9 protein-coding genes are annotated in these 13,376 nt (G+C 35.9%); 6 read left to right on the top strand and 3 right to left on the bottom strand.

Annotated features, from left to right (window positions below; genetic code table 11):
- The first annotated feature begins 1 nt into the window (after position 1).
- Together galE and DOS84_RS07575 are read left to right on the top strand one after the other, a co-directional pair.
- Positions 2 to 1,036, top strand: coding sequence for a UDP-glucose 4-epimerase GalE (gene galE / locus DOS84_RS07570; protein WP_111409529.1), 1,035 nt, complete (start codon positions 2 to 4; stop codon positions 1,034 to 1,036).
- 313 nt (positions 1,037 to 1,349) lie between these two features.
- Positions 1,350 to 3,035 (top strand): sodium/sugar symporter, encoded by a 1,686-nt coding sequence (locus DOS84_RS07575; RefSeq protein WP_111409530.1) that lies wholly within the window; start codon positions 1,350 to 1,352, stop codon positions 3,033 to 3,035.
- 76 nt (positions 3,036 to 3,111) lie between these two features.
- On the opposite strand, the gene DOS84_RS07580 is transcribed toward DOS84_RS07575, so the two are convergent.
- From DOS84_RS07580 to DOS84_RS07590, 3 genes are all read right to left on the bottom strand, one after another.
- On the bottom strand, positions 3,112 to 3,597 hold the full coding sequence (locus DOS84_RS07580) for a DinB family protein (protein ID WP_111409739.1): 486 nt from the start codon (positions 3,595 to 3,597) through the stop codon (positions 3,112 to 3,114).
- A 362-nt stretch (positions 3,598 to 3,959) separates the two neighbouring features.
- Positions 3,960 to 4,652 carry an NUDIX hydrolase gene (locus tag DOS84_RS07585; protein WP_111409531.1) on the bottom strand — a complete coding sequence of 231 codons (693 nt, stop codon included), beginning with the start codon at positions 4,650 to 4,652 and terminating at the stop codon, positions 3,960 to 3,962.
- A gap of 60 nt (positions 4,653 to 4,712) precedes the next feature.
- The gene (locus DOS84_RS07590; protein ID WP_111409532.1) at positions 4,713 to 5,432 is read right to left on the bottom strand and encodes an NUDIX hydrolase; all 720 of its coding nucleotides are present in this window, start codon (positions 5,430 to 5,432) and stop codon (positions 4,713 to 4,715) included.
- A gap of 382 nt (positions 5,433 to 5,814) precedes the next feature.
- Between DOS84_RS07590 and DOS84_RS07595 the strand changes: the two genes are divergently transcribed.
- Genes DOS84_RS07595 through DOS84_RS07610 form a run of 4 tightly spaced genes read left to right on the top strand, consistent with a single transcriptional unit; the run spans position 5,815 to position 13,360 of the window.
- Entirely contained in the window at positions 5,815 to 7,308 is a 1,494-nt protein-coding gene (locus DOS84_RS07595) for a xylulokinase (RefSeq protein ID WP_111409533.1), read from the top strand.
- Between the two features lie 4 nt (positions 7,309 to 7,312).
- Positions 7,313 to 8,635 carry a xylose isomerase gene (gene xylA, locus DOS84_RS07600; RefSeq protein WP_111409534.1) on the top strand — a complete coding sequence of 441 codons (1,323 nt, stop codon included), beginning with the start codon at positions 7,313 to 7,315 and terminating at the stop codon, positions 8,633 to 8,635.
- Between the two features lie 48 nt (positions 8,636 to 8,683).
- The gene (locus tag DOS84_RS07605) at positions 8,684 to 11,770 is read left to right on the top strand and encodes a SusC/RagA family TonB-linked outer membrane protein (RefSeq protein WP_111409535.1); all 3,087 of its coding nucleotides are present in this window, start codon (positions 8,684 to 8,686) and stop codon (positions 11,768 to 11,770) included.
- Between the two features lie 12 nt (positions 11,771 to 11,782).
- A complete protein-coding gene (locus tag DOS84_RS07610) occupies positions 11,783 to 13,360 on the top strand; it encodes a RagB/SusD family nutrient uptake outer membrane protein (RefSeq protein WP_111409740.1) in 1,578 nt (525 codons plus the stop codon).
- Positions 13,361 to 13,376: the final 16 nt, after the last annotated feature.

Genomic DNA, 13,376 nt, shown 5'->3' on the forward strand with positions numbered 1-13,376 from the left:
GATGAGTAAGATAGTAGTAACAGGCGGTTTGGGTTTCATAGGATCGCATACCGTTGTCGAATTGCAAAATCAAGGTTTCGAAGTGGTAGTAATAGATAATCTTTCTAATTCTTCTATTGGAGTTTTGGATGGAATTGAACGTATTACAGGTAAAAAACCGATTTTTTCAGCAATCGATTTAAGAGAAAAATTGGCTGTCCAAAGTTTCTTTATGGAACATAATGATGTTGCGGGAGTAATCCATTTTGCAGCTTCAAAAGCAGTTGGCGAAAGCGTGAAAAACCCTTTGTTGTATTATGAAAACAATTTGGGTGCCTTAGTTTATATTTTGCAGGAATTAGAGAAAAAGAAAGAAGCTCATTTTATCTTCAGTTCGTCTTGTACGGTTTACGGTCAAGCCGAAGTGATGCCTATTGCCGAAACAACTCCGATCCAACCGGCTTTGTCTCCTTACGGGAATACAAAACAGATAGGCGAGGAAATTATTTCTGATGTTGTGAAAGTGAGCGCTATTAATGCTATTTTACTGCGTTATTTCAATCCAATCGGCGCACATCCGTCTGGTGAAATAGGAGAATTACCTATTGGTGTGCCTCAAAATTTAGTTCCATTCATTACTCAAGCCGGAATGGGTTTACGTGCTGAATTATCGGTTTACGGAAATGATTACCCAACGGTTGATGGGACTTGTGTTCGCGATTATATTCACGTAGTCGATTTGGCGAAAGCCCACGTAATTGCTTTGCAAAGATTATTGGATAAAAAGAATGCTGAACCATTGGAAATTTTCAATTTGGGGACGGGAACGGGAAGTTCTGTATTGGAAGTGATTGCTGCCTTTGAAAAAGTAAGTGGTCAAAAATTGCCATACAAAATTGTGGAAAGAAGAGAAGGTGATGTGACTTCGGCTTATGCCAATACCGATAAAGCAAATACTGTTTTGGGTTGGAAAACCGTTTCGACACTGGAAGAAGCCATGGACAGTGCTTGGAAATGGGAACAAAAGATTCGAACCAGTCCTGAATTTGCATCATAATAATTAGATTTAAACAGGTTAATCGTACTGTTTTGGGTTGTTTTGTGCTAAATTAAAAATAAATGTAAAAAATACATTTATAAGTATTAAAAATAAATATTTTTATTTTACATTTGGCTTCAATAATTCATAAAAAAATAATGGAATTAAAATACATATGATATTTTACAGCTGATTACATTGCCAAATCACAATGTTTTTTCTAAAAGGAAGTGTTTTAATACCAAGAAGCAGTAGATTTCAGTTTACAAAATATAAGAACAAAAGAATAACCACATTTTATTAATATTAATTTCTATAAAACTATTTACTCATGAGCCAGAACCTCGCTTTTGCGGATTACGCAGTATTTATTATTTATTTTGTCGTGGTATCCACTTACGGATACATGATTTATCGCAAGCGTGAAAAAAACGAACACGATGCCAAAGCTTACTTCCTTGCAGAAGGAACATTAACTTGGTGGGCTATCGGAGCTTCATTAATCGCTTCAAACATTTCGGCTGAACAATTTATTGGGATGAGTGGTGAAGGATTCTTTTTGGGAGTTGCGGTTGCCGCATATGAGTGGATTGCTGCTATCGCTTTGATAATCATCGCAATTTGGTTTATTCCTGTTTATTTGAAAAACAAGATTTATACCATGCCCCAATTTTTGAAAACAAGATATAACGAATCTACAGCTTTGATTATGGCTGTTTTTTGGTTGTTTTTATATGTTTTTGTGAATTTAACTTCTATTTTGTACTTAGGGGCTGTTGCCATCAACGGACTTGCAGGGGGTGAATATCTGCATGTAATTATGATTGGTTTGGCTGTTTTTGCTTTGCTTATCTCTTTGGGAGGTATGAAAGTAGTAGCTTATACTGACGTAATTCAAGTAGCCGTTTTAATCATTGGAGGATTGGTTACTTCTTACATTGCTTTGACTACTGTTGGGCACTATTTTGGTTTTGGCCAAGATGCAATCGCTGGTTTCAAAGTATTGATGGAAAAAGCTCCGGAACATTTCAAAATGATTATTCCAAGACCGACAGCTACATCTTCTCAACTGGAAATCAATAAGTATCTTACTTTTCCGGGAATGATGTCTTATTTGGCGGGTATTTGGATTATCAATCTTAACTATTGGGGCTGTAATCAATACATCACTCAAAGAGCATTGGGAGCTGATTTGCAAACGGCTCGTACTGGTATTTTGTTTGCGGGTATGTTGAAATTGTTAATGCCGCTTATCGTAATGTTGCCAGGTATCGCTGCTTTTGTTTTATACGAAAACGGACATTTACCACAATTAGTTGGTGGAAAAGATGGGGCTTATTCTGCAATGTTGACTTTCCTTCCAACAGGCTTAAAAGGATTATCTGTGGCGGCTTTGACGGCAGCTATAGTAGCCTCTTTGGCCGGTAAAGTAAACAGTATCTCTACTATTTATACCTTGGACGTACACAAAAAATACATTCAAAAAAGTGCTACAGATAGAGCTCAGGTAAATATTGGTAAATACGCTGTTTTTGCAGCGATGGTTCTTGCTGTTATGTTTACTTGGAATGACTTGTTAGGAATTGGTGGTGTTGGTGGTTTCACTTACATCCAAAAATATACTGGATTTATTAGCCCAGGAGTATTTGCAATGTTTATTCTAGGTATGTTCTGGAAAAGAACAACTGGTACAGCTGCAATTGTAGGTGTAATTTCAGGGTTCTTATTATCGGTATTTTTTAATGAATTTGCACCTGCAATACTTGGAAATGAAACTTTGTTGTATACCGCTTGGCCTAATGGAAAAGGTGGTTTCGAAATTCCATTCCATATCTGTATGGGATTGTCATTCTTGTTTACGATGCTTTTAATGATTGGAATCAGTTTTGCTGGACCAAAAGTGAATCCAAAAGCATTCGAATTGGATACTGAAATGTTTAAAGTTAAACCGCAAACAACAGTGTTAATTGTAATTACATTATTGATTATTTGTGCTTTGTACGTGAAGTTCTGGTAATAAAGTTTGTTAGTTAGTTAAAAAGTGTGAAGCTAAATTCGTTTGGTTTCACACTTTTTTTATGCGGCTAATTTGTCTAAATTTCTAATGCCGTTTTGAAATTCTCTATTTGTCTTCGATGTCTTAAAATATGTACGATTGCATGTTCAAATAATTGTTCAACATCATAGATTTGTCCCCAAGATGTCTTTATTTTCTCAGATTCGTTAAAGCTTTCTAGGTCATCATCATAAATAATGTCAAACGTTTCATATGTATACAATAGAACATTATTTAGATCTTCTTTATATTCTTCTACAGATTTACGAATTTCTTTTTTTGGACGTTCAATAGTTGCATCTCTTAAATTCCGAATATAAACAGAATATGCGTATCCAGAATTCACTACATGAGTAAGTATACTTTGAATTGATTTACAATCTTCGTCATTAGTTCCTGGGGTAATTGCCATAACTAACTTGTCGTCAGGGATATTCTGAATTACATTTTGCAATTCTATGATTACTTTCTTGTATTCGGAAAGTAGCGCATTTACAGCATTTTTGCTTTTATTTATAATCATTTTAATTTCTTGGTTTTTCTGCTGAATAAATAGTTGCAATTAACTAAAGCATCGATGAGGTAAAATTAGGGAATACTGCCGTATGCTTTTGGTTAACGAAAGTTAAATTTTGGAATTAAGTATTGTCAATTTAAAAATTATGATTAACTTGTGGTCAAATTAACTATAAGGCAATAATTTGAAGATATATTTTGTTATAAAAAGGAGTTTTGATTAGTTATTGGTACTCCAGACCCGATAGTTTGATTATCTATCGGGTCTTTTTTTTGTTATATGAGATAAACAAGATTATAGTATGGATTTGGATAGTGAAGATTCAGTAAAAACTAAATAGCTCCTAAGTAAATGAATTTTACACGAGATTAAAATTCGAAATTAAATCCTTTTTCGGTAAGTTTCTCGTAAATTTCAGCATCAAATTTGTACAATTTTGCAGCTCTATGCGAAACATCTTGTTGTTTTTCATCCAATGGAACCAATAATTTCATGTGTAGAATTTTTCTACGAAAATTAGATTTATCCAATTCAATCCCTAATATTTCTTCGTAAAGATGCATTAATTGTAATAATGTAAATTTCTCGGGTAATAGATTAAATCCTATAGGAGCTTGGCGTACACGATTGCGTAATTGCATCAGACTAAAATCTAAAATTTCGTTGTGGTCAAAAATCAAATTTGGTATATCATTGATTTTGTACCATTTCGCTTCCCTCAGGGTAACACTGGCTTTTATATTATAGTCTTCTCGGTTTACCAATGTATAATAGGCAATGGTTACAACTCTTCTTTTGCTTACACGATTTGGATTGGTAAATGCTTTTAATTGCTCTAAATAGATATTATCAAGACTAGTTAGTTCGTATAATATACGTTGAGCAGCGTCATCAATGCTTTCTTTTTTTCGTAACCAACCTCCAAGAAGTCCCCATTTTCCTGTGCTTTCTCCCTCAGCATGTTGTACTAAGAGTACTTCAAGACTTTCTTTATTAAATCCAAATATAACGCAATCAATAGTGATTTCCTCAATAGTTGGTTCTTTAAGGTATGTGGTCATATTGCTATTAGTTTCAGGAATATTTTAGAAAGGTTAATGCTCCTTTTTGATTTGGTATTTTTAAAACTCAAAATTAAATCCTTTTTCGGTAAGTTTCTCGTAAATTTCAGGGTCAAATTTATATAATTGAGCGGCTCTATGCGAAACATCCTGCTGTTTCTCATCCAATGGAACCAGTAATTTCATGTGAAGAATTTTTCTGCGGAAATTGGATTTGTCCATTTCGATTCCTAAAATTTCTTCATATAAATGCATAAGCTGCAATAGAGTAAATTTTTCGGGTAACAAATTGAAGCCAATTGGAGCTTGACGAACTCTGTTGCGAAGGTTTTTTATACTGTAGGCTAGTATTTCATTATGGTCATAAATTAAATCTGGAATTTCATTAATCTTATACCACTTGGCATCCGAAGCTGTAAAACCTGCTTTAATGTTATAATCTTCTCTTTTTACCAAAGCATAATAGCCAATAGTAATTACCCTTCTCAAAGGGAAACGGTCGGGTTCCCCAAAAGCTTTTAACTGTTCAAGGTAAATATTGTCCATACCGGTAAGTTCGGCTAGTAAACGGTGGGCAGCATCATCTGTACTTTCTTTCTTTTTGATCCAACCACCGGGTAACCCCCATTTTCCTTTACTGATACCTTCGGCATGTTGTACCAAAAGTACTTCCAGAATACCGTTGTCAAAACCAAATATAACACAGTCAATAGTAATGGCATTCATGGCAGATTGTTCCACAATTTGTATTAGATCCCTATCGATAATTTTTCCGCTCATAGCCTTACAAAGTTTAGCACTAAATTAATATTTTTTTAAAGAGTTCAGTTGTGTACAAAGAAATATATTTTGTAAAACAATTGTGATTAAACCTCTTTTTGGATTCAAAATTCCAAATATTTTTTATTTCTGAATCAACTAGTATTTAACTAATTGATTTTGTGTGTTTTGTGTTAATTAAAAGTTATAAAAACCTCTTTTCTGTATAAGATATCAATAAAAATAAAAACCTTTTTTTATCAATTACAAATATTTAATCTCAATTTTTTGTTAATATGAAAAATTCGTTATATACTTGTAGTCAAATTAACCATAACGTTATGGTTTTTTTGACCAAAAGTACAAAAAGCAATAGCAATTCAATCATATAATAATTAAGAATATGTATTTTTTAGGAATCGATTTAGGAAGTTCGTCCATAAAATTGTCAGTATTTAATGCTGATAAAGGAATTACCGTTGCGACAGTAACGGTTCCTGAATTTGAGATGGATATTGTAGCTGCCAAATTTGGCTGGGCAGAACAAGATCCTAATAAATGGTGGGAATACGTAAAATATGGTATTCAATCTCTTGGTTCAAAGCAACATATCGATTTAAAAAAGATAGCTGGAATTGGGATCGCCTATCAAATGCATGGTTTGGTATTGACCGATGAAAATATGAATCCGGTTCGTTCTTCTATCATTTGGTGTGATAGTAGAGCAGCAATCATTGGAAATGAAGTTTATGACAGAATTGGACATGAATCCTGTCAACAACAAATACTTGGAAGTCCGGGAAATTTTACGGCTTCTAAATTAAAATGGGTTCAAATCAATGAACCAGAGATTTTTCAAAAAGCGGTTTACATGATGCTTCCCGGCGATTTCATAGCTGCAAGACTATCCGGAAAAGCACAAATAAGCACTTCGGGCTTATCGGAAGCCGCTTTATGGAACTTCTCAAAAGGAACTTTGGCAAATGAAGTGTTGCACACTATGGGGCTTCCCGTAGATATGATTCCTGAAATCGTACCCAACTTTGGATATCAAGCAACGGTACATCCTGATGTTGCATCAGAATTGGGATTGAGTTCAGATGTTAAAATCACCTACAGAGGTGGTGACCAGCCTAATAATGCCATGTCATTGAATGTGTTAAAACCTGGTGAAATTGCGACTACTGCTGGTACTTCGGCAGTGATTTATGCCGTAAGTAATCAAGATGTTTATGACAAGGAAAATCGTATCAATACCTTTTTGCATGTCAATAATGCCGAAGCTCAAAAAAACAACGGTGTGATGTTGTGCATCAATGGTTCCGGAATTTTGTACCAATGGTTGCGTAAAATTATGTCGACTGACAGAACTGGTTTAATCGCCTATGAAGCGCTGAATGTCGAAGCAGCCAAAGTTGCTGCCGGAAGCAATGGTTTGCGTTTTTATCCTTTTGGAAATGGTGTAGAACGCATCTTTAATAATAAAAATGCGAATTCCGGAATTCAAAATCTAAATTTTAATATTCATCAATCAGGCCATTTGATTCGTTCGGCTTGTGAAGGAATTGTTTTTGCCATGAATTATGGTTTTGATGTAATGAAATCGGTTGGGGCTTCTGGAGAAGTAGTCCGTGCCGGAAATGCCAATCTTTTTCTAAGCCCTGTTTTCAGAGAAATCTTCACCAATACTACACAAACCACATTAGAATTATATAATACCTCCGGATCCGAAGGCGCTGCACGTGGAGCTGCGTATGGTTTTGGTTATTATGCTTCTTTGGATCAGGCTTTTGATGGTTTAAAATGCATAGAGAGAATAGAACCAAATCCAATATTGACGTCACAGTATCAGGAAATATATCAAGAATGGAAAAATCATATTAAACTAGAATCATAATATAATGAGCACAACAAAACAATCTTATTTTGAAAATATCGATACCATAAAATTTGAAGGTAGAGAAAGTACTAATCCTTTAGCTTTCAAATGGTATGATGAAAATCGCGTAGTGGCAGGTAAAACGTTAAAAGAGCATTTGCGTTTTTCTATGGCTTACTGGCACACCTTATGCAACAAAGGGGGAGATCCTTTTGGAGCTGGAACTGAAACATTTGCTTGGGATAAAAGCGAAGATGTTATTCAACGCGCCAAAGATAAAATGGATGCTGCTTTTGAATTCATGAGCAAATTAGGCATACCGTATTACTGTTTTCATGACATCGATATGGTAGACGATGCGCCTACTTTAGAAGAATTTGAGCAACGTGTTAAAGCTTTAGTAGCTTATGCGAAAATCAAACAGGAAGAAACAGGAATTAAGTTGTTATGGGGAACTTCAAACTTGTTTAGCAATCCTCGCTATATGAATGGAGCTTCTACTAATCCGAATTTTGATGTAGTTGCATATGCTGCAGCCCAGGCCAAAATTGCTATTGATGCGACGATTGCTTTGGGAGGTGAGAATTATGTATTCTGGGGTGGTAGAGAAGGATATATGAGCCTTTTGAACACGGATATGAAAAGAGAATTAGAGCACATGGGGAGATTCTTAACTATCTGTAGAGATTATGCTCGCAAACAAGGTTTCAAAGGAACTTTCCTTATTGAGCCAAAACCAATGGAACCGATGAAACATCAATATGATTTTGATGCGGCCACAACTTTAGGATTTCTTCACAAACACGGCCTTCAAGACGATTTCAAACTGAATTTGGAAGTCAATCACGCGACTCTTGCAGGACACTCTTTCGAACATGAATTACAAGTAGCGGTAGATGCTGGAATGTTGGGAAGTATCGATGCAAATCGTGGAGATTATCAAAACGGATGGGATACGGATCAATTTCCTATAGATGTTTTTGAAATTACCCAATCTATGTTGGTGATTTTAGAAGGCGGAGGAATTCAAGGCGGAGGAATCAACTTTGATGCAAAAGTGAGAAGAAATTCAATCGATATAGAAGATAAATTCATAGCCCACATCGCAGGAATGGATGTTTTTGCGAGAGGACTTATCTGTGCAGACCATATTCTGAAAAATACCAACTATAAAGAATTACGCCAAAAGCGTTACGGATCATTTGACGGCGATAACGGAGCAAAGTTCGAAAGAGGCGAACTCTCTCTTGAAGACCTTAGTGCCATTGCCCGTGCAAAAGGAGAACCTCAATCAATAAGTGGAAAACAAGAACTATTTGAACAAATTATTGCCAATGCTTTTTAGAACCAATACAAACATTACTAACTTAAATTAACCAATTCTTAAATTATTATGAAAAGAAAAGATTGTACATCGACAATGCTTCCCTTTTATATGTCACTCCTGTTCAGTGTGTTTATGCTGCAGTCAGGTTTCGCACAACAGAAATCTCTTTCTGTATCAGGGAAGGTAACCTCTACAAGTGATGGCGTGGGTATTCCCGGTGCAAATATTACTGTAGAAGGAGGAGGAGCAGGTACATCGACAGATTTCGACGGTAGTTATAAAATTACAGTAAAATCAGATGACGTATTAAAATTCACTGTTTTGGGGTACAGAACCCAAAAAATTTCTGTAAATAATCAATCAACTATTAATGTTGGTTTGCAAAGCGAAACTTCAGATCTTAAAGAGGTAGTCGTTATCGGTTACGGTACACAGAAAAAGAAAGTTTCTACTGCAGCTACTTCAGTAGTTTCAGCAAAAGATATTCAAGCTGTCGCCGTTGGTGATGTAGTAAATGCCTTGCAAGGACAGAGTTCGGGTGTTAATGTTACTTCTACTTCCGGGCAACCTGGGGCAGGTATGGTAATCAACATTCGTGGGGTAGGAACCGCAGGAAACAATTCGCCTCTATATGTTGTAGACGGTGTGGTTGTAGATAATGGTATTGGATATTTGGATCCATCTTCTATCGAAAGAGTTGATATCTTAAAAGACGCAGCAGCAGCTTCTATTTATGGAGCTAGAGCAGCCAATGGTGTTGTATTGGTAACAACCAGAAAAGGAAAAGATGGTAAAATGAATGTAGCGTTAAGTTCATACACTGGATTCCAACATGTAGCCAAAAAACTAGACTTGTTGAATACTCAAGAGTACACTACTATCATGAATGAGGCAAGAGTAAACTCAGGACTTTCTCCTTTATATACTCCAGCACAAATCGCTTCTTTCCCAAATCATGATTGGCAAGACGATATGTTTAATGAAGGGGCTATGAAACAAAATCACTCCTTATTAATTACAGGTGGTGACAAAAAATCGACTATTGCAACTGGATTGTCTTATTATGGACAAGACGGACTTATCGGGAGTCAAAATAACCAATCTAAATATGGTCGTACCACTTTTACTGTAAATTCAACTTCTGACGTTATAGAAAATCATTTGAAAATAGGGGAGAATTTCTCTTATGCAAACATCAAAAGTAGCGGTGTTTCTGATCAAGGAATTTATAGCAACAGTATTCGAGGATTTTTGAATGCCGCACCTATAGATGCCGCTTATGACTCAAATGGGGATTTTGCACATTCTATTATTGCATCAGATATCAGTAATCCACTAGGGTCATTATATTATAACAATTTCAATGAAAATAAAATTGACCGTTTTGTAGGTAACATTTTTGCGGAAGCAAAATTTTTGAAAAACTTTACATATAGAACTAGTTTTGGTGTAGATATTACTGATAGTGCTTATCGTTCATTTACTCCGGTATATTCACTTTCTTCAAATAATAATGCCACTGTTTCCAGTGTTACCCAGAATTCTAATAAAGGATTGGGTTGGCTGTTCGAAAACACGTTACAATACAAAGCTTCTTTAAATGATATCCACCATTTTGATGTATTAGTTGGAACATCAGCTAAAGAAAATACTTCAGAGTATATGAGCGCTACGGGGAAGGATTTGAATTTTGATGATTTCAAACATGCATATCTGAGCAACGCTACAGACCAAACTTCAAATACAGTTTCTGGAGGACGTTATGATTACAATATGCAATCTTATTTTGGACGTATATTATATGATTATGACAACAAATATTTGTTCTCGGCTACTATACGTCGAGACGGTTCATCTAATTTTGGACCAAATAACAAATACGCTATATTCCCAGCATTTTCTGCTGGTTGGAATGTTGATAAAGAAAGTTTCTTCCCAGAAAACAATGTGGTAACCAATCTTAAAATTAGAGGAAGCTGGGGACAAAACGGGAATGACCAATTCGCTAAGCAATTTGCTTATATGTCAACAATAAGTTCGTATGACAAAAACTACCATTTTGGTACAACGGATGAAACATTGCAAGTGGGATCTAGCCCAGATGCGATTTCTAATCCTGATTTGAAATGGGAAACTTCAGAGCAATTGGATTTAGGATTTGATCTTACTTTGTTTTCTTCATTGACTTTTACTTTTGACTATTATGACAAAACAACCAAAGATTGGTTAGTTCAAGCTTCGGTTCCAGATATAGCAGGAGCTACAGCGCCTTTTATTAATGGTGGTGATATTAATAACAAAGGACTGGAATTTGGTTTGGGTTATAGAACAAACTTCGGAAAGGATTGGACTTTCTCAGCAAATGCAAATGCTTCTTTCAACCAAAATGAAGTACTTAGAATTGCTAATGCTGAAGGAATTATTCACGGGGATTCAAATTTGTTGTTCCAGGGAATGGATGAAATCAACAGAGTTGAAGTTGGAAAACCAATTGGCTATTTCTATGGGTTAAAAACAGACGGAATTTTTCAAAATGCATCTGAACTTACTTCTGTTCAGCCGAATGCGCAGCCTGGAGATGTTCGTTTTGTTGACTTAAACGGTGATGGAAAAATTGACGCCAATGACAAAACTGAAATTGGAGATCCTAATCCTGATTTTACATACGGTTTCAATATGGATGTATCTTATAAAGCGTTTGATTTCTCTGTTTACACTTATGGTGTGGCAGGAAGCCAAAATGTTTTCGGAGTTCATGATTATACTCGTGCCTATAATAATTATACAACTAGCATCTTAGGCAGATGGACAACTGAAGGAACTTCAAACAGTATTCCAAGAGCTACTTACGGTACAGATCCTAATGGGAATTATACGAAATTCTCTGATTTGTATGTTCAAAATGCTGATTTCTTCAGAATTAAATCGGCTACTTTGGGTTGTGATTTGACAAAATTAACAGACAACCTTAATTTCTTCAGCAAGTTTAGACTTTATGTAGCGGCAAATAACCTATTTACGTTTACTAAATACCAAGGAATGGATCCAGAAATTGGATTTGGAAACACTAACCAATCATGGGCCAAAGGTATTGACGTAGGATTCTATCCACAGCCAAGAACATACATGTTGGGTCTTAATGTTAACTTTTAAAAAATGAAACCGATGAAAAAATATATAAAAGTAGTTGCCCTTTCGAGCCTATTCGTCTTAGGGGCATGTTCCAATGATTTTTTGGAAAACGAACCTTATACCGAAAAAGTAACCGAGAATTTCTATAAAACACCAAATGACGCCTATGAAGGACTTGTCGCCATTTATGACATTTTGCAGCGCGAAGCTTATGGTGGACCTTTATTAATAAGCGAACAAGCTTCGGACGATTGTTTCGGAGGATATGGAATTGCTGATGCTCAAGGGGATGTAGAATGGGATCGTTTTTTATACGTTTCCGATAAAGACATGAATAAAGATGCTTGGAAAATACCTTATCAAGGAATTTACAGAGCCAATATTCTTTTGGAAAATTTAGACAAAATAGATTGGGGAACTGATACAGCACTTAAAACAAAATACGAAGCAGAAGCCCGTTTCTTGAGAGCTCACTTTCATTTTCAATTGGCCAAAATGTTTGGTGACATTGTACCGTTGGACAAAACAATAACTTCTGCAGAGTTTTATTCCCCAAGAGCGACTCCAGAAGTAACGTATGCATTAATTGCTAACGATTTAAAATTTGCTGCTGATAATTTAGGTAGCGATAATTATTCACAACCTGGAAATGCTAATTATGGACGTATTACTAAATGGGCCGCTGAAGCTTACCTTGCTAGAACATTTTTGTTCTACACTGATTATTATAAAAAAGCGGATTTAGCAGGTGTAGTTTCCAAAGCGCAAGCAGTAACTTATATAAATGATGCCGTTAATAATAGCGGACACGCTTTAGTTGCTGATTTCTCCCACTTATGGCTTGCGGCTTCTCTTGAAAATTTTGCAGGGGAAGGAAATACCGAAACTGTATGGGCTGTTCGTTTTAACGGATCAGGAAAAGGAGATTGGAATCTTCATGAAGGAAACCGTTTTCAAGTTGATATTGCCCCTCGTGGAGGTACAATAGGGCGTTATGGTACAGGATGGGGTGGAGCTACGGTTAACCCAAAATTGTATAATGCTTATGGAGCAGGAGATACTCGTAGAGACGCTACTATCATTAATTTTGAAGGTGAAGGTTTAGATTTTGATCCACAAGCAAGAGAACAACGTCAATATACAGGTTATGCTTGGAAAAAGTATTGCCCAATTACTGACGCTGCAGGAAAAGCTATTGTGGAAATCAATGGAGGTAATTTCCAAATTGACAACTACCAAGATTTAGCTATAATTCGTTTTGCGGATGTATTATTGATGGCTTCAGAACTTAACTTGGATACTAATGCTGGATTTGCTCAAACCTGCCTTGACCGAGTGCGTGACCGTGCTTATAAAGATGCAATTCACCATGTCACTGTTTCCAAAACTGCAATTATGGAGGAACGTCGTTTAGAGTTGGCTCTTGAAGGGCAACGTTATTTTGATTTGATCAGACAAGGTACATCAGTGGCCAAAGCTGCTATTGACAATGTTGATGCTGACCCTCAGTTTAATATTACTTTTAGAACTGAAACATTGGGTTGGTTCCCATTGCCTCAATCTCAAGTCGTACTTTCAAACGGAGCGATGTCACAAAACCCTGGTTGGTAATTTTAACTAATAAAAA

It is taken from the genome of Flavobacterium aquariorum, assembly GCF_003254745.1.
GTDB classification, from domain to species: Bacteria; Bacteroidota; Bacteroidia; order Flavobacteriales; family Flavobacteriaceae; genus Flavobacterium; species Flavobacterium aquariorum.